This is a genomic window from Micromonospora sp. NPDC005237 (assembly GCF_040607775.1).
Lineage (GTDB): Bacteria > Actinomycetota > Actinomycetes > Mycobacteriales > Micromonosporaceae > Micromonospora.
This window is the reverse complement of sequence record NZ_JBEXHJ010000002.1, coordinates 289,788-309,177: the sequence shown is the minus strand read 5'-3', so window position 1 is coordinate 309,177 and position 19,390 is coordinate 289,788. Positions and strand designations below refer to the sequence as shown.

Below are 19,390 nucleotides of genomic sequence, written 5' to 3'. Positions count from 1 at the left end.
CGCGGCAACCCCCACCGGGGCTAGGCGCGGCCGCCAGGAACCGGTCCGGCAGCAGCCGGGCAGGCGCACGAGTTGCGTGGCCGGGTGATCCCCCGGTGCCGACGCAGACACGACAGGGAGAGACCGATGGCAAAGGGCGACCCCGGGGGCACCACCCGCAGCAGGCGGGCAGCTCCCCGCTCCAAGAAGGGCGCGACCGGCGACCCCGAGCTGGTGCAGCTGCTCACCCCCGAAGGCGAGCGGATCGACAGCGCCACCGGGCCGGACGGCACCGAGTACCGTGTCGACTTCACCGACGAGGAGTACCGCGGGCTCTACCGCGACCTGGTGCTGGTCCGCAAGCTGGACGCCGAGGCGACCGCGCTCCAGCGGCAGGGCGAGCTGGGCCTCTGGGCCAGCCTGCTCGGCCAGGAGGCCGCCCAGGTCGGCTCCGGGCGCGCGCTGCGGACGCAGGACATGGCCTTCCCGACCTACCGGGAGCACGGCGTCCTCTACTGCCGGGGCATCGACCCGATCATGCCGCTCGGTCTGTTCCGCGGCGTCGACCAGGGCGGCTGGGACCCGAACGAGTTCAAGTTCAACATGTACACGATCGTCATCGGCGCGCAGACCCTGCACGCGACCGGGTACGCCATGGGCATCACCATGGACGGCAAGGTCGGCACCGATGACGGCGAGGCCGCGATCGCCTACTTCGGCGACGGGGCGACCAGCCAGGGCGACGTGAACGAGGCGTTCGTCTGGGCCAGCGTGTTCAACGCGCCGCTGGTCTTCTTCTGCCAGAACAACCAGTACGCGATCTCCGAGCCGCTGGAGCGGCAGACCCGCGTCCCGCTCTACCAGCGGGCCGCCGGCTTCGGTTTCCCCGGCGTACGGGTGGACGGCAACGACGTGCTGGCGTCGTACGCGGTCACCCGCACGGCGCTGGACAACGCCCGGCACGGGCAGGGCCCGAGCCTGATCGAGGCGTACACCTACCGGATGGGCGCGCACACCACCTCCGACGATCCGACCCGTTACCGGATCGCCAGCGAGGTGGAGTCGTGGCAGGCCAAGGACCCGATCATCCGGGTCAAGGCCTTCCTGGAGAAGCAGCAGATCGCCGACGCGGCCTTCTTCGCCGAGGTCGACGAGCAGGCCCGCCGCGAGGCGGTGCACCTGCGCGAGCGGGTGCTCACCATGCCCGACCCGGAGCCGGTGACGATGTTCGACCACGTCTACCCCAACGGGTCGCCGCTGCTCGACGAGCAGCGTGCGCAGTTCAACCGCTACATGGAGTCGTTCGAGGGGAGCGCCCACTGATGGCCACGGAGACGCTCACCCTCGGCAAGGCCCTCAACACCGGCCTGCGCCGCGCCCTGGAGACCGACCCCAAGGTCATCATCATGGGCGAGGACGTCGGCAAGCTCGGCGGCGTCTTCCGGATCACCGACGGGCTCCAGAAGGACTTCGGCGACCAGCGGGTGATCGACACCCCGCTGGCCGAGTCCGGCATCATCGGCACCGCCGTCGGCCTGGCCATCCGTGGCTACCGGCCGGTCTGCGAGATCCAGTTCGACGGCTTCGTCTACCCCGCGTACGACCAGATCGTGTCGCAGGTGGCGAAGATGCACTACCGCTCGGGCGGCCGGCTCAGCATCCCCATGGTCATCCGGATCCCGTACGGCGGTGGCATCGGCGCGGTCGAGCACCACTCCGAATCGCCGGAGGCGTACTTCGCCCACACCGCCGGCCTGAAGGTGGTGACCTGCGCCAACCCGCAGGACGCCTACGTGATGATCCAGCAGGCCATCGCCTCGGACGACCCGATCGTCTTCCTGGAGCCCAAGCGGCGGTACTGGGAGAAGGGCCAGGTCGACCTGGACGCGCCGCTGTCCGGCGCGTACCCCCTGCACTCGGCACGGGTGGTGCGGCCCGGCACCGACGTGACCCTGCTGGCGTACGGGCCGATGGTGCGGACCTGCCTGGAGGCCGCGACGGCCGCCGCCGAGGACGGCCGGGAGCTGGAGGTCATCGACCTGCGCTCGCTGTCCCCGCTGGACCTCGCCGCCGCCTACGAGTCGGTGAAGCGCACCGGCCGCGCGGTCGTGGTGCACGAGGCGCCGTCCAACATCGGCCTCGGCGCCGAGCTGGCCGCCCGGATCACCGAGGAGTGCTTCTACTCCCTGGAGTCGCCGGTGCTGCGGGTCACGGGCTTCGACACCCCCTACCCGGCCGCCCGGGTGGAGGAGGAGTACCTGCCCGACCTCGACCGGGTGCTCGACGCCGTCGACCGCACCTTCGGCTGGTGAGCGGCATGTCCCGGATCAAGACGTTCAACCTGCCCGACCTGGGCGAGGGGCTGACCGAGGGCGAGATCCTGGCCTGGCTGGTCAAGGTCGGCGACACCATCGAGCTGAACCAACCGATCGTCGAGGTCGAGACGGCCAAGGCGGCGGTGGAGATCCCGGCGAAGTGGGCCGGGCAGGTGCAGGCGATCCACCACCCGGAGGGCACCACTGTCGAGGTCGGTACGCCGATCATCGCGATCGACACCGACCCGGGCGCGGGCCCGCTGGACACCACCGCGTCGACCACGGCCACGCCCACCGGCGACCTGCCCACCCCGTCGGCGGCCTCGCTGGCGGCCGTGGAGCTGGCCCCGGCCGAGGGCATGATCGAGCCGGGCCTGATCGGCGGTGCCGCCCCGGGCGGGCGGACGGCGGTGCTCGTCGGCTACGGCCCGCGTACCACCGCCGCGAAGCGCCGGCCCCGCAAGGGTGCCGTACCGGCGCAGGCCGAGGCGCCGGTCGCGCCGGCACCGGTCGCACCGCAGCCGGTCACGCCGGAGCCGGTCCGCAACGGGAACGGCGGTCCGGTGCCGGGCGGGCTCGTGTTGGCCAAGCCGCCGGTACGCAAGCTCGCCAAGGACCTCGGCGTCGACCTGAGCACGCTGACCGGGTCGGGGCCGCTGGGCTCGATCACCCGGGAGGACGTACAGCAGGCGGTGAGCGGTTCCGTGGCGGCGGCCGAGCCGGTCGCGGTCACCCGGGCCGCGACGAGCGTCGCGAGCTTCGGCGCCGACCGTGAGCAGCGCATCCCGGTCAAGGGCGTCCGCAAGCTCACCGCCGAGAACATGTCCCGCTCGGCGTTCACCGCTCCGCACGTGACGGAGTTCCTGACCGTCGACGTGACCCGGGCGATGAAGGCGCTGGAGCGCCTGCGGGGCCGGCGGGAGTGGCGCGACGTCCGAGTCTCGCCGCTGCTGCTGGTGGCGAAGGCCGTGCTGCTGGCGGTCAAGCGGCACCCGATGGTCAACTCGACCTGGGCCGGCGACGAGATCGTGGTCAAGGAGTACGTCAACCTCGGCATCGCGGCGGCCACCGAGCGCGGCCTGATCGTGCCGAACGTGAAGGACGCCGGCCGGCTCTCGCTGCGGGAGTTGGCCGACGCGCTGAACGGCCTGGTGCAGACGGCGAAGTCCGGCCGCACCTCGCCCGCGGACATGTCCGGCGGCACCCTGACCATCACCAACGTCGGGGTGTTCGGGGTGGACACCGGCACGCCGATCCTGCCGCCGGGCGAGTCGGCGATCCTCGCCTTCGGCGCGGTGCGGGAGATGCCGTGGGTGCACAAGGGCAAGGTCAAGGCGCGGCAGGTCACCACGCTGGGTCTGAGTTTCGACCACCGGATCATCGACGGTGAGCTGGGCTCGAAGTTCCTGCGCGACATCGGCGACTTCCTCGCCGACCCCGAGGCGGCGCTGCTCGCCTGGACCTGACCGGTCCGAAACGCCAGCCACGGCCGGTGTGCCACGGGTTAACGCCCGGCACACCGGCCGTGTCCGTTGAGCGACGAAACCGTCGGCCACAAGCCCCCTTGACCTTTGATTGTTAGGCAGGTGTCCCAGCTCACCTAATAATCGATGGAAGTTGGCCGAGTTCTGCGGTTGAATAGATGCATCAGGGGCCGACAACCGAATAGCCAGGAGGACCCACCAAATGAGCATGATCGAGCGAATCCGCAACCACCGCGACGCCAACCGCCGCGCCCGTGCCATCGAGCACGCGCTGCGCTCGGCCAACTCGCCGGCCGTTCGCGAGGAACTCCTCGTCATCGCCCAGCGTCACATGAGCTGACGCTCCACGACATTCCTCACCTCCTCCAGATCGATGGCCCATCCGGCTCACCGGATGGGCCATCGGCGTTGCGCCAGCACCTGACACCGGGATTCCGTGCTGCCGCAGCGCCCGGTACGGTGGGCTTCGGTCGCCGCCCGCCGGCCCGGCCGACGCCGAGCCGATAGAAGCTGCTCGACACCACCCGGCGACGGGGAGTGACGACCGGTGCTCCTTGGACGCCTCGTGCGGCCACCGGATACGGTGCGGGGAGCCGGCACGGCGGTACGCCGGTGACGCCGGCAGCCATGCCGAGGAGACCGATCGGCACCGGCGGCCGACATGTGATGGAGGAGGCGCACCCATGACGTCCGAGGGCCCGCACCGCCCCGGCCAGGAGCCGGACGAGGTGTCACCGGGCGCCGGCGGACCGGCGCCGTACGGCGACCGCCCGGCGCAGCCGGACAACGGCTACAACGCCACCGGCCCCGAAATGGGCTGGGCGCCCCCGCCACCCGCGCGGCCGAACCCGTCCGCCCCGGCCTGGGCGACCCAGTCCGAGCAGCAGCCGAACCCCGCCTGGGGTGCCGCCGCCGCACCGCAGTCCAGCGACCCGGCGCAGCCCGCGTGGGCCACCGGCGGTGCCGCGCCGGAGCAGGGGCAGCCCGCCGCATGGACTCCCCCGCAGCAGGGCTGGACGCCGCCCGAGCCGGCCGCGCCCGCCTGGGCCGCCGGTTCCCCGGAGCAGCCCGACTGGGCACCGGCCCAGCCGGCCGCCCGGGGCGCCGCGCAGGTGCCCCCGGCCACCGCCGCGTGGCCCGCCGCCCAGGACGACCCGTCCCGCTCCGGCGGATGGGCTGGGTCGGGGCAGACCAGCCCGCCCGCCGGTGAGTGGCACGCCGATCCGGCGCAGCCCGCCGGCCGATCCGGCGCAGCCGGCCCGCAGGACGACCCGTCCGGGTCCGGTGGCTGGGCCGTCGGCGCCGCCGCCGCGCGGGACGACCAGCCCGTCTGGACGCCAGCCGAGCAGGCCCCGCAGACCTGGGGCCAGCCCGCCGGGCAGGCCGAGCAGCCGTCCCCCGGCTGGGGGCAGGCCGAGTCGGCCGGCTCCCGTGGCGCGGCCCAGGTCCCGGCGGCGAACTGGCCCGCGCAGGAAGAGGCCCCGCAGCCCGCCGCCTGGGGTGCCGCCGAGGGCCGCCCGCAGCAGCCGGACTGGGTGCTCGCACCCCAGGACCAGCCGGCCGAGCGTCCGGAACCGACCGCCTGGCCCCAGGCCGAGCAGGCCGGCCCTGCGGCCGCCCGGGCCAGCGTCAGCGTGCCCGGCAGCGACGCGACGCCCGGCTGGGCCGCCGCCGGCCCGGACAACCCGGTGCAGGCCAACCCCGGCGTCGCGGAGGTTCAGCCGTGGGCGCCGGGCGAGGTGTGGGGCCGCGCCGAGGCGGAAGCCCAGTCGCGAGGCGGCTGGGACGCCGACCGGGCCGACGAGCCGCCGGCCTACCAGCCGGCGCCCGCGCCCGGCATCTCACCCGCCAACGCGGTGCCGCTACCGCCGCAGGAGCAGCGCGTGCCGGGCGCCAGCCTCGCCGCCGCCCCGCCGGCCGACTACGCGCCGTCGACGCAGTACCCCCCGATCCCCGAGCAGCCGGCGTATGCCGACCGGGACGCCCCGGAAGCGGCGGCACAGTACGAGGCCGAGCCGGCCGGCTGGGGCCGGGCCGAGGAGGCGTCGGCGAGCGCCGCCGCGGTGCCCGCTCCGCGCACCTCCCCGGAGTCGGGAGCGGGCCGCGCCGTCGTACCGGTCTCGGACGCCGAGTCGGCCGCCAGCGCGGCGAGCCGCGCGTCGGCGAGCGCCTCGGTGCCGCTGGCCAGCCGGGTGATGCCCCCGGCCGACCAGGCCATGCGGCCGACCAGCGCCGCCACGCCACAACCCCGGGTGTACGGCCGCCCGGCCCGACCCGAGTCGGACAACGAGCCGGAGCAGGCAGCCCCGGAGGCGTTCCAGGCCGACCCGGCTCCCGAGCGTCCGGGCATGCCTGACTGGCAGCAGGACGCCGGCCGCCAGGGCGCGCCCGACTGGCAGCAGGACGCTGGTCGCCCGGCCATGCCCGACTGGCAGCAGGCGCCTGAGCGCCCGGCCGCACCGGACTGGCAGCAGGCGCCGGAGCGCCAGGGCCCGCCGGACTGGCAGAACGGGCCGGATCGGCAGCAGGGCTTCCCCGGTTGGGGCGACGACTCGCCGTCCGAGCCGCAGTTCGACGACCGGGAACGGTCGTCGGCGCCCAACGGGTTCGGCGAGCCCCCCTCGGCCGCTGCCGCGCCGCCGGCGTTCCCACCCGGTGTGCCGTCCTTCGTCGACGCGCCGGGCAACAACCGGCCGGTGAACGGCGTTCGACCGCAGTCCGGCGGTGAGCGCCCAGCCGACCGCTTCGGGGCACCGGCCGCCGGCACCGCCGCGGTGAACGGCGCGCCGGGCTTCGGTGCGCCGGCCATCGAGCAGGCGCCGGGTGGTCAGTTCCCGGCCTTCCCGCCGCCCCAGCAGCCAGGGCCGTCCTGGGGCCAGGAGGCCACCGAATCGGACCAGGGCCGGTTCGACTCGTTCAAGCCGGACGCGGAGGAGCCCAAGGCGGAGCCTCCGGTGCCGAAGGTGCGCAACGGTCGGGTCCTGGCCGCGGTGTTGATCGCCGCCGTGCTGATCCTGGCGGTGCCGCTCGGCCTGCTGATGCTGCTCGGCAAGTTCGGCGGTGGGGACGACTCGCCGGCCTTCGACCCGGCGGTCGGCACCTGCGTGAAGCAGGCCGGCCAGGGCGCCTCGGCGGTGGACTGCGGCGAGGCGGGCGCGTTCACGATCGTTTCCAAGGTGGACGCCAAGGACAAGTGCGCCGACCCCGCTCAGCCCCACGTGGTGCTGCCCGGCGAGGGCACCAACCGGGTGCTCTGCCTCAAGCCGGCCACCAAGTAGAACGCATCGACGGCGGAGCCACGGGCAACCGTGGCTCCGCCGTCGTCGTTCCCGCCCGCTTCACCAAACTCAAACTCGGGCACAATCCGCTTGTGGAACGCGAACTGGCGGCGGCGCTGGAGCTGATTCTGTCCGATCTCGAGACGCACGGCGGGGTGCAGCCCGACCTTCGTGACGAACCGTGGCGAGACGACCCCCATACCGCCAGCGCCTTTCTCTACGCTGCCGATGGTTCTGGCCAGGGAGTCTCGGTCGACCTTGGCCAACCGACCGTTACCCAGCTCGTCACGCTCGCCGCCCAGGTTCAGGAGTGGGCGATTGAGGCGCTGTGGTCTCTGGGCCGCGCCACCAATTGGCCACCCTGTCCCGAGCATCCGGTGAGTCACCCTCTGACGGCGGTGGTACGCACCGGCCGAGCGATCTGGGTCTGTCCAACCCTCGCCACCGAGATCAGCGAGGTCGGCGCGCTCGGCCGCTGACCCACCCGGTCTGGCCTTCGGGTGGTCAACAGATGCCTGCGCAGGCTCGTCGTCGCATTATGACGAGTCACGTAGGCCGCCACCTCGACGGCGACTTCGGCGGGCACTCGGCCCTGCGCCACCGCCTCTTCGCGCGCGTAGGGGCACGGATAGCAGGAACCGTGCGTACAGGTCGACCACCGGCACCGTCGGAAGGTCGTTCACGGCAGCCACGAACTGACTCGCGAGGTAGGTCGCCGCCGCCCAGGGGTCACCGACCGCGAACATGGCCCGAGCCTCAGGACAGGGGTACGGCTGTCCACACGCCTCGCAGTCCCACGACGGGCGCTGCGGCCAGTGCGCGTTCACCGGCGCCACCCCACGTTGGTCCGATTCGCCGGAGAGCGCAGCAGACACGGCGCTCGGACCGGCTGGGCGTCGGTCCGTGTCGGCTCGCTCGCCCAACCGCGGGAGCGGCGGACCAGATCGGACGTTATCGGCTCCACACTGACCGTCGGCCGCATCTGGGACGCCTCCGAGGTCCGCGCGTACGCAGCCAAGCGCCGGGAACGCAACGAGGGCGGCCGCGGCTAGGCCCTGTCGGATTCCTCGGCCGACCCGACCCGAAATCCAGATGGCAGTCGATGTCGGGACCCGTTTCCTTGATCGATGGCGGCTGAGCAACTAGACACGCCGAGCATCGCCTTGCTGAGCTGCCACCGATCGCCTGGCTGACAGCTCTGTCGCCCGGGTCACGGCGGCCGGGCCCGCGAGGCGTGGCAGGCTGACAGGCATGGGAACGACAGCGCGCGTACGGGCACCCGAACTACGGGGCCGGCAGTGGCTCAACACCGGCGGCAAGGACCTGAGCTTGCAGGATCTGCGCGGCAAGATCGTCCTCGCTGATTTCTGGACCTTCTGCTGCATCAACTGCCTGCACGTGCTCGACGAGCTGCGGCCGCTGGAGGAGAAGTACGGCGACGTGCTCGTCGTGATCGGCGTGCACTCGCCGAAGTTCGAGCACGAGAAGGACGCCGACGCGCTGGCCGCCGCCGTCGAGCGGTACGGCGTGCACCACCCCGTACTCGATGACCCCGAGCTGGACATGTGGCAGCAGTACGCGGCCCGGGCCTGGCCGACCCTGTCGGTGATCGACCCGGAGGGTTACGTGGTGGCCACCATGGCCGGCGAGGGCCACGCCGAAGGGCTGGCCCGGCTGATCGACGAGCTGATCGCCACCCACGAGGCGAAGGGCACCCTGCACCGGGGCACCGGTCCGTACGTTCCGCCGCCCGCCCCGGAGACCGCGCTGCGCTTCCCGGGCAAGGCGGTGCTGCTGCCGGACGGCAACCTGCTGGTCTCGGACTCGGCCCGGCACTCCCTGGTCGAGGTGGCTCCGGACGGCGAGACGCCGGTTCGCCGCATCGGCTCGGGCGAGCGGGGTCGGGCCGACGGGCCGGCCGAGGCGGCGACCTTCTCCGAGCCGCAGGGCCTCTGCCTGCTGCCCACGCACGTCGCCGAGGTGGCCGGCTACGACCTGGTGGTCGCCGACACCGTCAACCACCTGCTGCGCGGCGTACGGCTGGAGTCCGGCGAGGTGGTCACCGTGGCCGGCAGCGGCCGGCAGTGGCGTGCCTCGGTCGACGACCACGCGCACGACGCGCTCTCCGTGGACCTGTCCTCACCGTGGGACCTGGCCTGGTACGACGACAAGCTGATCATCGCGATGGCGGGCATCCACCAGCTCTGGTGGTTCGACCCGATCAAGCGGACCGCCGGCATGTACGCGGGCACCACCGTGGAGGCGCTGCGCGACGGCCCGCTGGCCGAGGCGTGGATGGCGCAGCCGTCGGGGCTTTCCGTCTCCGCCGACGGCGCCCGGCTCTGGATCGCCGACAGCGAGACCAGTTCCGTCCGGTACGTCGAGAACGGGGTGCTGGGCACCGCCGTCGGGCAGGGGCTCTTCGACTTCGGGCACGTGGACGGGCCGGCCGAGTCGGCGCTGCTCCAGCACCCGCTGGGGGTGTGCGCGCTGCCGGACGGCTCGGTGCTGATCGCGGACACCTACAACGGCGCGGTGCGCCGCTTCGACCCCGCCACCGGCCAGGTGTCCACGGTCGCGGACGGGCTGGCCGAGCCGAGTGACCTGGTGCTCACCCCGGCCGGTGAGGTGCTGGTGGTCGAGTCCGCCGCGCACCGCCTGACCCGGCTGGCGCCCGGCGCGTTGTCGGCGGCCGGTGCGAGCACCGTGGACGGCCCCCGGCACCGCACCGAGCGGAAGCCGACCGACGTGGCGGCGGGCGAGGTCATCCTGGACATCGTCTTCACGCCCGCGCCGGGGCAGAAGCTGGACGAGACGTTCGGGCCGTCGACCCGGCTGGTGGTGTCCGCCTCCCCACCGGAGCTGCTGGTGGAGGGCGCCGGCGCCGGCACCGAGCTGTCCCGTCGGCTGGTGCTCAACAGCGAGGCGACCGGCGGGGTGCTCCAGGTGACCGCCCAGGCGGCGACCTGCGACGCGGACGTCGAGCACGCGGCCTGCCACCTGACCCGGCAGGACTGGGGCGTCCCGGTGCGGGTGGTCGACGGCGCGGCGTCCCGGCTTCCGCTGGTCCTGCGCGGCCTGGACGCCTAAGCGGCGAACGGGGCGAGCGGGACGTCGGCGTCGATCAGGGAGGCGCGGACCAGCTCGGTGGCGGAGACCGCCCCCGGTGTGTCCCCGTGTACGCAGATCGACTCCACCGGGCAGGGGATCACGGTGCCGTCCACCGCGACGACGGTCCGTTCGGTGGCCATCCGTACCGCCCGGGTGGCCACCTCCTCCGGATCGGTGATCAGCGCGCCGGGTGCGCCGCGCGGCACCAGCGACCCGTTGGGCAGGTAGCCGCGGTCGGCGAAGGCCTCGGCGACCACGGGTAGGCCCGCGCCGACGGCGAGCTGGGCGAGCGTCGAGCCGGGTAGGCAGAGCACGGGCAGTTCGGGGTCGTGGCCGCCGACGGCGGCGACCACCGCCGCCGCCTGGGACTCGTCGGTGGCGGCCGCGTGGTAGAGCGCCCCGTGCGGCTTGAGGTAGCGGACCCGGGTGCCGAACAGCCGGCAGAAGGCGTCCAGCGCGCCCAACTGGTAGGTGATCTCGTCGCGCAGCTCGGCGAAGTCGTACGCGATGTGCCGCCGGCCGAAGCCGGCCAGGTCCCGGTAGCCGACCTGCGCGCCCACCGCGACGCCGCGCTTCGCCGCGCCCTCGCAGACCCGCCGCATGGTGGACGGGTCACCGCCATGGAAGCCACAGGCCACGTTGGCGGAGGTCACCAGGCCCAGCAGCGCGTCGTCGTCACCGAGCCGCCAGATGCCGAATCCTTCGCCCAGGTCAGCGTTGAGGTCCATGAAATCTGACGGTAGTACCTGGCCGGGCCTGCGCGAGCGGGGTCACGTCGGTGACCACCCCGATGACCGGGTAACCGCCGGTGGTCGGATGGTCGGCGAGGAAGATCAGGGGTTGGCCGTCCGCCGGCACCTGTACCGCGCCGAGCACGATGCCTTCGCTGGGCAGTTCGCCGGCGACCGCGCGGGGCAGGGCCGCGCCGGCGAGCCGCGCTCCGATCCGGTTGCTGACCGGGCTGACGGTGTACGGGGTGCCGAACAGCAGGTCGAGCGCGCTCGGGGTGAACCAGTCGTCGCGGGGGCCGAGGCGCACGCTCAGGTGCAGTTCGGGCGCGGGTGCCGGGCCGATGGTCACGTCCACCGGCGCGGGTTCGGCCGGCGGCACGCCCAGCGGCAGCCGGTCGCCGTCGCGCAGCACGGGCGGGCCGAGCCCGGCGAGGGTGTCGGTGGCGCGGCTGCCGAGCACCGGCGGCACGTCGATCCCGCCGGCCACGGCGAGCCAGCTCCGTACGCCCCGACGGGCGGGGCCGACGCGCAGCACGGTCCCGGCCGGCACGGTGAGCGGGCGGCCAATGTCGCCCGGCCGGTCCCCGGCGCGGACCGCCACCTCGGCACCGGTGAGCGCCACGGTGGCGGCGTGGGTCAGCCGCAGTGTGCAGCCGGTCAGGGTGATTTCCAGGCCGGCGGCCTGTTCGGTGTTGCCGACCAGCCGGTTGGCGAGCCGCAGGGCGGTCGGGTCGAGAGCGCCGGAGCGGGGTACGCCGAGGTGCGCCCAGCCGGGCCGGCCCAGATCCTGCACGGTGGTGAGGGCGCCCGCGCGGAGCACCTCGATCTCGGCGGGCCGGGTCACGTCGTCGCCACCATGCGGACGCGGGTGCCGGGACCGAGCCGGGCGGGCGGGTCGCCGTCGACGTCGAAGAGGGGCAGGTCGGTCCGGCCGACCAGCAGCCAGCCGCCGGGGGACGCGCTGGGGTAGATGCCGGCGTACGGGCCGGCGAGGGCGACCGAGCCGGCCGGCACCCGGGGGCGGGGAGTGGGCAGCCGGGGCAGCGCCAGGTCGGCGGGGAGCCCGGTCAGGTAGGGAAAACCGGGGGCGAACCCGCAGAACGCCACCCGGAACCGGGTGCTGGTCAGGCGGCGCAGCACGGCCGACACGTCGACGCCCCAGTGGCCGGCGACGACCGGCAGGTCCGGCCCGTCGAACTCGACCGGAACGACGACCTCCGCGCCGTGGCCGCCGCCGATTGTCGTGTCGCCGCCTCCGGCGCCGGCCGCGACGCCGTCGTCCTCAGTGGCGCCGGCCGCGACGCCGTCGCGCTCAGTGGCAGCAGCCGCGGCGGTGACCGCCGGCGCCCAGCGGGACAGCAGGTCGGCGGTGGCGGTGGGGTCGGGCAGGCCGTCGAGCAGAACGGTGCGGGCCGCCGGCACGATCTCGACCGCGTTCAGGTCACCCTGCTCGCGGCGGCGCCACAACTCGGCCCGCCACGCTTCGACCAGGGCCGCCTCGGGAATGTCGGCCGGGGCGGTGCAGTCGAGCAGCAGGGCGTGCGCACCGGCGGGTCGGATCCGCATCCGCTCATCCTCGCCGATGCCGTGCCGACCCGGTGTTAACGGTGACGGTGCTCGGTGTCACCGGCCTGACTACTTGAAAGTAACCTACGGTGCCGTAACCTGATGTCGTGACCACCTCCGCCCCGCTTCGCCTGAAGCCGGTCGACATCGGTAAGCCCCGGATGCGCGGCTGGCTGCACACGTACGCCTTCTTCGTCGCCGTGGTCGGCGGGATCGTGCTCTGCTCGATCGCCGCCACCCGACCGGGCTGGGCACCCCTGGTGAGCTGTGTCATCTACAGCCTGACGGTCTGCGGGCTGTTCGGCACGAGCGCCCTGTACCACCGTCGGGTGTGGTCGGAGCGCGGCTACCAGGTGATGCGCCGGCTGGACCACTGCATGATCTTCGTGTTCATCGCCGGCACGTACACCCCGCTCTGCGTCATGCTGCTCTCGACCCAGCAGGCCACCATCATGCTGGCCCTGGTCTGGGGTGGGGCCCTGGGTGGTGTGGCGCTGAAGCTGGTCTGGCCGCACGCGCCGCGCTGGGTCTCCGCGCCGCTCTACCTGGCGCTCGGCTGGGTCGCGGTCGCCATGCTGCCGGACATCCTGCACGGCGGCGGCGTCACGGCGTTGGTCCTGCTGATCGTCGGTGGTGCCATCTACAGCGTCGGCGCGGTGTTCTACGCGCTGCGCCGCCCCAACCCGTGGCCCACCGTCTTCGGCCACCACGAGTTCTTCCACGCGTGCACGCTGCTGGCGGCGCTGTGCCACCACATCGCGATCTACTTCGCACTGTTCGCCTGAGGCAGACCCCCACACACGCGAGCCGGGGCCCCGCCACGCTGCGGGACCCCGGAGTGTGCGAGCGAGGGATCAGACGGGGCGACCCGGCCGACGCACCTCGCGGTACTCCCGCATGACCTGGTCGTCCTGGACCGGCACCACCCGGTCGGCCACCACGCGCTCCTCGCGGACCGGGGCGGCGACCACGGTGCGGCGGCGGTTGTTCCAGAAGTAGAGGGTGGCGAGCAGGCCGGCGACACCGGCGAGCATCAACACCCAACCGACCACGGCCAGGTTCAGCCAACCCAGGTCGGCCTCCACGGCGAATGCGAAGATCGCGCCCAGCGCGATCAGGAAGATGCTGCCACCAATGCCCATGTCTCGCTCCTCGGCTCTAACCTGGCGTACGGTCCGCCGCGGCCGTTGGTAGGGGTGCGGCATCCCTGGACTTACCCCGGCAGGAAGATCGCCAATCGGGCAAGCTGGTGGTATGACGGACAGCCACGCCGAGACGCGGACACTGGTGTTGCTCCGGCACGCGAAGGCCGAGCAGGGCAGCGAGGGTACGGACGACGCCGAGCGCCCGCTCAGCGCCCGCGGGGAGGCCGACGCGGCGGCGGCCGGCGCGTGGCTGGCCCACCACGATCTGCTGCCCGACGTGGTGATCTGCTCGACCGCCCGGCGCACCCGCCAGACCTGGCACGGGGTGGCGATGGGGATGGCCGGTTCGCCGCCGGAGGGAGGGCCGACCGGTCCCCGCCCGACCGTCCGTTACGAGCCCGGCGCGTACGACGCCCACCCCGAGGAGCTGTTGGCGCTGGTCCGTACCGCCGACTCGGCGGCTCGGGTCGTGCTGCTGATCGCCCACAACCCGGGCGTCTCGCTGCTGTCCGCGTTTCTCGACCCGGAGACGGTGGACGAGGAGGGTTTACGGACCGCCGAGCTGGCGGTGCACCGCGGCGTGTCCGCCTGGACGGAGTGGGGCCGAGGCGGGGCGCCGGTCGCGCAGCGGCACACCGCACGCGGCTGAGCCACCCGTCGGGCGCGACGGGTGGCTCAGGCGTACGTGCTCAGGCGGGCGTGGGTCAGGACGGCGGAGCGGTCGGCGGCGGGGGGTCCGGCGGCGGTGGCATCATCGCCGTCGGATGGGACAGCCGGTTCTCCTCCACGATGAGGGTCCGGGCCCGCTTGCGCCGGTCCTGCCAGAACCAGAGGGTGGTCAGCAGCACGGCCAGCCCGGCCAGGATGAACACCCAGCCGACCGCGCGCAGGTCTATCCACCAGACGTTGGCCCTGATCGCGAAGGTCATGATCGCGCCGAGCGCGATGAGAAAGATGCCGCTTCCTACACCCATGTGCGCTGCACTCCCCCGTGCGGTGGCTCTGGGCGTTCCCTTTCGTGGTCACGGCGGGTTACCCGCCACGGCACCGGCTTATCCGACCAGGCTCAGCCAATGTCTCGGCCGCGAAGCCAGCGACGGCCGGCGGGGCGGTTGCCCCACCGGCCGTCGACGTCAGCGCCGGGTGGTGCGACCCGGAACCGCTCAGGCGTGCCGTGGCACGGTCAGAAGGCCTCCTCCGGGAGGTCCATGATGTCGAGGTCGGCGCCCTCGATGATCCGCCGGTCGGCGCCGATGCGCGGCAGCACCTCGCGGGCGAAGAACCGGGCGGCGGCCACCTTGCCGGTGTAGAACGCCTTGTCGGTGGCGGAGACCTCGCCGGCCAGCGCCTTGAGCGCGACGTCGGCCTGCTTCTGCAGCAGCCAGCCGACGACCAGGTCGCCGATGGCCAGCAGGAACCGCCGGCTGCTCAGGCCGACCTTGTAGAGCGCACGGGTGTCGCCGCCCTGCGCCTCGCCCAGCCAGCCGGTCAGCGTGCCGAGGATGTTCTGGATCTCGGCGAGCGCCTTGCCGAGCGCCTGCCGCTCCTCCTTGAGCTGGCCGTTGCCCGCCTCGGAGGAGATGAACTCCTGGATCTCGCCGGCGACCGCCATCAGCGCCTTGCCGTTGTCCCGGACGATCTTGCGGAAGATCAGGTCCAGGCTCTGGATGGCCGTGGTGCCCTCGTACAGGGTGTCGATCTTGGCGTCCCGGACGTACTGCTCCAGGGGGTAGTCCTGCAGGAAGCCGGAGCCGCCGAAGGTCTGCAGGGCCTCGTGGCCGAGCAGCTCGTACGCCCGCTCCGAACCGACGCCCTTGACCAGCGGCAGCAGCAGGTCGTTGACCCGCTTGGCCAGCTTGATGGCCTTCTCGTCGCCGGACGCCTCGGCGATGGCGACCTTGTCCTGCCAGGTGGCGGTGTAGAGAACCAGGGCGCGCAGACCCTCGGCGTACGACTTCTGCAGCAGCAGCGAGCGGCGGACGTCCGGGTGGTGGGTGATGGTGACCCGCGGGGCGGTCTTGTCCGCCTGCTGGACCAGGTCGGCGCCCTGCACCCGGTTCTTCGCGTACTCCAGGGCGTTGAGGTAGCCGGTCGAGAGGGTGGCGATCGCCTTGGTGCCGACCATCATCCGGGCGTACTCGATGATCATGAACATCTGCCGGATGCCGTCGTGCTTGTCGCCGAGCAGCCAGCCCTTGGCGGGTACGCCGTGCTCGCCGAAGGTCACCTCGCAGGTGTTGGAGACCTTCAGGCCCATCTTGTGCTCGACGTTGGTCGCGTAGACGCCGTTGCGCTCGCCCAGCTCACCGGTGGTCTCGTCGAAGTGGAACTTGGGCACCACGAAGAGGGACAGGCCCTTGGTGCCGGGGCCGCCGACGCCCTCCACGCCCACCGGGCGGGCCAGCACGTAGTGGACGATGTTGTCGCTCAGGTCGTGCTCACCCGAGGTGATGAACCGCTTGACGCCCTCGATGTGCCAGGTGCCGTCCGGCTGCTGGATGGCGCGGGTGCGGCCGGCGCCCACGTCCGAACCGGCGTCCGGCTCGGTGAGCACCATCGTGGAGCCCCACTGCTTGTCGATGAAGAGCTTGGCCCAGGCCTTCTGCCGCTCGGTGCCCTCGACGTGCAGCACGTGCGCGAAGGACGGACCGGAGGCGTACATCCAGACCGGCGCGTTCGAGCCGAGCACCAGCTCGGCGAGGGCCCACCAGAGGGCCCGCGGGGCGTTGGTGCCACCCAGCGCGGGCGGCAGGTCCAGCCGCCAGAACTCGGAGTCCATGAACGCCTGGTAGGACTTCTTGAACGACTCCGGCAGCGGCGCGGTGTGCGTGGCCGGGTCGAAGACGGGCGGGTTGCGGTCACTGTCCGTGTAGCTGGCGGCCAGGTCCTCGCGGGCGAGGCGGTCCACCTCGGCGAGGAAGCTCCGGGCGGTGTCGGTGTCGAGGTCCGAGTACGGCTCCTGGCCGAACGCCCGGTCCGCCCCGAAGACCTCGAACAGGTTGAACTCGAGGTCCCGAAGGTTGCTCTTGTAGTGGGTCATGCTCGCTGGCCCCGCTTCCGGACAGGTGTTACCGATCAGTAACCCCGACTGTATTACTCGCGGGTAGGCAGCGACAAGCCGATCACGTAAGTGACGGCGATTACACAGTTCCGCGCCGGACGCCCCGCTCAGCTCTCGGCGGCGCCGACCTCCCAGCTCGGCACGGCCGACGTCGCGCCCGTGCGGGCACCGACGTACTCCATCAGGACCAGGGCGATGTCGTCGTCCAGGTGCCCGTGCACCCACTCGACGAGGGCCGTCTCCAGCGACGCGAGCCCGTCGGCGACCGTGCCGTGCCCGAGCAGCCGCCACGCCCGGTCGGCGGTGGGGAAGAACTCGCCGTCCCGCCGAGCCTCGCCGAGACCGTCGGTGAACAGGAGCAGGCGGTCGCCGGGCTCCAGGCGTTCCACGCGGGGACGCACCACCGGCATGAACCCGAGGGGCGGCGCCGGCGCCGGCGGCTCCAGCGGGATCACCGCGCCCCGGCGCAGCAGCAGCGGCGACGGGTGCCCGCAGTTGACGATCGTGAGCGTCCCACCCCGCTCCTCGACCAGCGCTGCGGTCACGAAGTCCTCGTCGCCGACGTTGCGGGCCACCGCACGATCCAGGTCGGCGACGACGGCGCGCAGGTCGGCCCGCTCGTAGGCCACGTGCCGGTACGAGCCGAGGACGATGCTGGCCAGCCGAACCGCATCCAGGCCCTTGCCGCGCACGTCACCGATGATCATGCGGACGCCGTACGGGGTGTCGATCGCCTCGTACAGGTCGCCGCCGATCTCGGCCGTGGCGGTGGAGGAGATGTAGCGACCGGCCACCGAGAGCATGCCGACCTGCGGCCCGAGCGGGCGCAGCACCGCCTGCTGGGCCACCGAGGCCAGCTTGGTCAGCTCGGCGATCTGCTCCGCCTGCCGCTGGCGTATCGAGGCCACCGCCACGGCCAGCCCGCTCGCGACCGCGACGCCGACCACGTTGACCGAGGTCACCAGCATCATCCTCGGGTCGAACAGGGCGAAGCCCACCCCGATCAGGGTCGCCACGGCACCCACACCCAGCACCACCCGCCAGGCCGCCAGGGCGGCGGCCAGGACCGGGGCAGCCACCAGAAGCGCGACGTAGTGCGCCCGACGGCCGTCGGCCAACTCCAGCCCCGAGACGATCGCGAGCAGGGCGAGGGCCGCGCCGAGGCCGGCGCGGGATCCGGGGCTCAGCGGGCTACGGCCCGACTGGAGGAGTCGCGTGGGTACGAGGGACAGCATGCCTGATCCACGTGAACCGGTGAATGAACCTGGCCCCTCGTCCGAGGATGTTCTGTCCGGCCGGCCCAGGCTGGCGGCCGGATCGGCGGCCCCGGCTGCGCTCAGCCCAGCACCTCGTAGCGGACGGTCAGCGCGCCCACGTCGGTCGAGGCGATGGTCGCGAACGCGGCGCGGGACAGGTCCAGGCAGCGACCGTCGATGAACGGGCCACGGTCGTTGATGCGCACGACGACCGACTTGCCGCTGCTCGGGTTGGTCACCCGGACCTTGGTGTTGAACGGCAGCGTCTTGTGCGCCGCGGTCAACTCGTTCGGGTTGAACGACTCGCCGTTGGCGGTGAGCTGCCCGTCGGAGTAGAAGGAGGCGCCACACGAGCCGCTCTCCAGCACCTTCGCCGCCGCTGTGGTCTTCTTCGCGGTCGGGCGCGGCTTCGGCGACTCGGTGCGGGCCTTAGCCCGGGAGGCGGCCTGCGGCGACCGGCTGGCGGACGGGCTGGCCGTCACGCTCGGCGAGGCGCTGGCGCTCGGTGACGCGGTCGGGGAACTGGGGGCGAGGCTGGCGGGGGCCGTGGTCGGGGTGAGGTCGAGAGTCGCCTGACCCGACTGCCCGGAGCCCGAGGTCAGCTGGACGGCGCCGACGGTGCCCCCGACGGCGAGAGCGACGCCGACCGCAGCGGTGGCCGCGATGCCCGCCGGGGAGGAGAAGATGCGGGTACGGGAGTGCCTGCCTGCCACCGGCCCGGTCCTTTCGTCGACTGAACAAACCGGCTCGGACCGTAACGAGAGAAGCACTTCCGAAGTCAACGTGATCATGGGGATCTGCCCGTATTTGGCATAGTACGTGTAGCCGATCATCCGAGCCGGGGTGGGTCGACCGGCCCGGGTGCGGACGCGCCGAGCGCCCGTGCCGCACGATGGACGGATGCCCGCTGAGCTGACCGAACGCCTGGCCGCCCTGTTCCGGTGGATCGACCCCGGCCCGGACGCCAGCCACCTGGTCAGCGACATCTCCGGTTGGTGGCGCGACCCCACCGTGCTGGCCGAACTGGGACCGGCCCTGGTGGCGCCGTACCGGGCCGCCCGGCCGACGGTGGTGCTCGCCCCGGCGGTCACCGGCCTGCTGCTCGGGCCACTGGCCGCCACCGCCCTCGGGGTCGGCTTCGTGGCCGCCCACAAGCCCGGCGACGGAAGGTTGCCGGCCGGCCCGCTCACCTGGGCGCAGAGCCCGCCGGACTACCGGGGCCGGCAGGTCGACCTGGCCGTCCGGGACCGGCACCTCGGCCCCGACGACCGCGTTCTGGTCGTGGACGACTGGGTCCGCACGGGCGCGCAACTGCACGCCCTCTACGACATCTGCGCCAAGCGCGGCGCGCAGGTGCTCGGCACCGCAGTGGTGGCCGTCGACTGCCCGCCCGAGACTGCCACCGCACTGCGGATCACCGGCCTGATCGCCGGCGCGGATCTGCCGGGTTGACCTGAAGCCCAC

At 72.9% G+C, this 19,390-nt stretch carries 18 protein-coding genes; 10 read left to right on the top strand and 8 right to left on the bottom strand.

From position 1 onward, the window contains the following. The first annotated feature begins 126 nt into the window (after positions 1-126). The 7 genes from pdhA (at position 127) to ABZT87_RS06295 (ending at position 10,146) form a co-directional block, all read left to right on the top strand. Positions 127-1,302 carry a pyruvate dehydrogenase (acetyl-transferring) E1 component subunit alpha gene (gene pdhA, locus ABZT87_RS06325; RefSeq protein WP_355064592.1) on the top strand — a complete coding sequence of 392 codons (1,176 nt, stop codon included), beginning with the start codon at positions 127-129 and terminating at the stop codon, positions 1,300-1,302. Beyond that, entirely contained in the window at positions 1,302-2,291 is a 990-nt protein-coding gene (locus ABZT87_RS06320; protein ID WP_354863001.1) for an alpha-ketoacid dehydrogenase subunit beta, read from the top strand. Before pdhA ends, ABZT87_RS06320 begins: the two co-directional genes overlap by 1 nt. A gap of 5 nt (positions 2,292-2,296) precedes the next feature. Next, positions 2,297-3,760: a dihydrolipoamide acetyltransferase family protein gene (locus ABZT87_RS06315; RefSeq protein ID WP_355134588.1), complete on the top strand. Its 1,464-nt coding sequence runs from the start codon at positions 2,297-2,299 to the stop codon at positions 3,758-3,760. A 220-nt stretch (positions 3,761-3,980) separates the two neighbouring features. Then, positions 3,981-4,118: a hypothetical protein gene (locus ABZT87_RS06310; RefSeq protein ID WP_007454215.1), complete on the top strand. Its 138-nt coding sequence runs from the start codon at positions 3,981-3,983 to the stop codon at positions 4,116-4,118. A gap of 343 nt (positions 4,119-4,461) precedes the next feature. Then, positions 4,462-7,056, top strand: a complete 2,595-nt coding sequence (locus ABZT87_RS06305) for a hypothetical protein (protein ID WP_355134024.1) — start codon at positions 4,462-4,464, stop codon at positions 7,054-7,056. 92 nt (positions 7,057-7,148) lie between these two features. Then, entirely contained in the window at positions 7,149-7,535 is a 387-nt protein-coding gene (locus tag ABZT87_RS06300; protein ID WP_355063232.1) for a hypothetical protein, read from the top strand. A gap of 772 nt (positions 7,536-8,307) precedes the next feature. Continuing rightward, positions 8,308-10,146, top strand: a complete 1,839-nt coding sequence (locus ABZT87_RS06295; protein WP_355134022.1) for an NHL domain-containing thioredoxin family protein — start codon at positions 8,308-8,310, stop codon at positions 10,144-10,146. Here ABZT87_RS06295 and ABZT87_RS06290 read toward each other — a convergent pair. Genes ABZT87_RS06290 through ABZT87_RS06280 form a run of 3 tightly spaced genes read right to left on the bottom strand, consistent with a single transcriptional unit; the run spans position 10,143 to position 12,464 of the window. Beyond that, positions 10,143-10,895 carry a 5-oxoprolinase subunit PxpA gene (locus ABZT87_RS06290; protein WP_354854996.1) on the bottom strand — a complete coding sequence of 251 codons (753 nt, stop codon included), beginning with the start codon at positions 10,893-10,895 and terminating at the stop codon, positions 10,143-10,145. The two genes, ABZT87_RS06295 and ABZT87_RS06290, sit on opposite strands and share 4 nt — an antisense overlap. Next, complete coding sequence (locus ABZT87_RS06285; protein WP_355134020.1) at positions 10,879-11,742, bottom strand: biotin-dependent carboxyltransferase family protein; 864 nt, start codon at positions 11,740-11,742, stop codon at positions 10,879-10,881. The genes ABZT87_RS06290 and ABZT87_RS06285 overlap by 17 nt, the downstream gene beginning before the upstream one ends. After that, a complete protein-coding gene (locus ABZT87_RS06280) occupies positions 11,739-12,464 on the bottom strand; it encodes an allophanate hydrolase subunit 1 (RefSeq protein WP_354854994.1) in 726 nt (241 codons plus the stop codon). Before ABZT87_RS06280 ends, ABZT87_RS06285 begins: the two co-directional genes overlap by 4 nt. A gap of 107 nt (positions 12,465-12,571) precedes the next feature. Between ABZT87_RS06280 and ABZT87_RS06275 the strand changes: the two genes are divergently transcribed. Beyond that, a complete protein-coding gene (locus ABZT87_RS06275; RefSeq protein WP_354854993.1) occupies positions 12,572-13,249 on the top strand; it encodes a hemolysin III family protein in 678 nt (225 codons plus the stop codon). 69 nt (positions 13,250-13,318) lie between these two features. Here the strand turns inward: ABZT87_RS06275 and ABZT87_RS06270 are convergent, their stop codons facing one another. Then, the gene (locus ABZT87_RS06270) at positions 13,319-13,606 is read right to left on the bottom strand and encodes a DUF6458 family protein (RefSeq protein WP_354854992.1); all 288 of its coding nucleotides are present in this window, start codon (positions 13,604-13,606) and stop codon (positions 13,319-13,321) included. Positions 13,607-13,718: 112 nt separating this feature from the next. Here ABZT87_RS06270 and ABZT87_RS06265 point away from each other — a divergent pair, with 112 nt between their 5' ends. After that, positions 13,719-14,258 (top strand): histidine phosphatase family protein, encoded by a 540-nt coding sequence (locus ABZT87_RS06265; RefSeq protein WP_355063240.1) that lies wholly within the window; start codon positions 13,719-13,721, stop codon positions 14,256-14,258. Between the two features lie 55 nt (positions 14,259-14,313). Here the strand turns inward: ABZT87_RS06265 and ABZT87_RS06260 are convergent, their stop codons facing one another. The 4 genes from ABZT87_RS06260 to ABZT87_RS06245 form a co-directional block, all read right to left on the bottom strand. Further along, positions 14,314-14,583 (bottom strand): DUF6458 family protein, encoded by a 270-nt coding sequence (locus tag ABZT87_RS06260; RefSeq protein ID WP_007454197.1) that lies wholly within the window; start codon positions 14,581-14,583, stop codon positions 14,314-14,316. A gap of 209 nt (positions 14,584-14,792) precedes the next feature. Beyond that, positions 14,793-16,649, bottom strand: coding sequence for an acyl-CoA dehydrogenase (locus ABZT87_RS06255; RefSeq protein WP_354854990.1), 1,857 nt, complete (start codon positions 16,647-16,649; stop codon positions 14,793-14,795). Positions 16,650-16,777: 128 nt separating this feature from the next. Continuing rightward, complete coding sequence (locus ABZT87_RS06250; RefSeq protein WP_354854989.1) at positions 16,778-17,905, bottom strand: PP2C family protein-serine/threonine phosphatase; 1,128 nt, start codon at positions 17,903-17,905, stop codon at positions 16,778-16,780. Positions 17,906-18,006: 101 nt separating this feature from the next. Continuing rightward, positions 18,007-18,639 carry a septal ring lytic transglycosylase RlpA family protein gene (locus tag ABZT87_RS06245; protein ID WP_355063244.1) on the bottom strand — a complete coding sequence of 211 codons (633 nt, stop codon included), beginning with the start codon at positions 18,637-18,639 and terminating at the stop codon, positions 18,007-18,009. A gap of 187 nt (positions 18,640-18,826) precedes the next feature. On the opposite strand from ABZT87_RS06245, the gene ABZT87_RS06240 reads away from it, so the two are divergent. Further along, on the top strand, positions 18,827-19,378 hold the full coding sequence (locus ABZT87_RS06240) for a phosphoribosyltransferase family protein (RefSeq protein WP_354854987.1): 552 nt from the start codon (positions 18,827-18,829) through the stop codon (positions 19,376-19,378). The last annotated feature ends 12 nt before the right edge of the window (positions 19,379-19,390 follow it).

What these genes read in the sequence shown, in the direction of transcription:
- ABZT87_RS06280 (WP_354854994.1), bottom strand. Translation starts at nt 12,464, where the DNA reads ATGCGGATCCGACCCGCCGGTGCGCACGCCCTGCTGCTCGACTGCACC.
- ABZT87_RS06305 (WP_355134024.1), top strand. Translation starts at nt 4,462, where the DNA reads ATGACGTCCGAGGGCCCGCACCGCCCCGGCCAGGAGCCGGACGAGGTG.
- ABZT87_RS06250 (WP_354854989.1), bottom strand. Translation starts at nt 17,905, where the DNA reads ATGCTGTCCCTCGTACCCACGCGACTCCTCCAGTCGGGCCGTAGCCCG.
- ABZT87_RS06270 (WP_354854992.1), bottom strand. Translation starts at nt 13,606, where the DNA reads ATGGGCATTGGTGGCAGCATCTTCCTGATCGCGCTGGGCGCGATCTTC.
- ABZT87_RS06320 (WP_354863001.1), top strand. Translation starts at nt 1,302, where the DNA reads ATGGCCACGGAGACGCTCACCCTCGGCAAGGCCCTCAACACCGGCCTG.
- ABZT87_RS06240 (WP_354854987.1), top strand. Translation starts at nt 18,827, where the DNA reads ATGCCCGCTGAGCTGACCGAACGCCTGGCCGCCCTGTTCCGGTGGATC.
- ABZT87_RS06265 (WP_355063240.1), top strand. Translation starts at nt 13,719, where the DNA reads ATGACGGACAGCCACGCCGAGACGCGGACACTGGTGTTGCTCCGGCAC.
- ABZT87_RS06260 (WP_007454197.1), bottom strand. Translation starts at nt 14,583, where the DNA reads ATGGGTGTAGGAAGCGGCATCTTTCTCATCGCGCTCGGCGCGATCATG.
- ABZT87_RS06295 (WP_355134022.1), top strand. Translation starts at nt 8,308, where the DNA reads ATGGGAACGACAGCGCGCGTACGGGCACCCGAACTACGGGGCCGGCAG.
- ABZT87_RS06315 (WP_355134588.1), top strand. Translation starts at nt 2,297, where the DNA reads ATGTCCCGGATCAAGACGTTCAACCTGCCCGACCTGGGCGAGGGGCTG.
- ABZT87_RS06290 (WP_354854996.1), bottom strand. Translation starts at nt 10,895, where the DNA reads ATGGACCTCAACGCTGACCTGGGCGAAGGATTCGGCATCTGGCGGCTC.
- pdhA (WP_355064592.1), top strand. Translation starts at nt 127, where the DNA reads ATGGCAAAGGGCGACCCCGGGGGCACCACCCGCAGCAGGCGGGCAGCT.
- ABZT87_RS06310 (WP_007454215.1), top strand. Translation starts at nt 3,981, where the DNA reads ATGAGCATGATCGAGCGAATCCGCAACCACCGCGACGCCAACCGCCGC.
- ABZT87_RS06255 (WP_354854990.1), bottom strand. Translation starts at nt 16,649, where the DNA reads ATGACCCACTACAAGAGCAACCTTCGGGACCTCGAGTTCAACCTGTTC.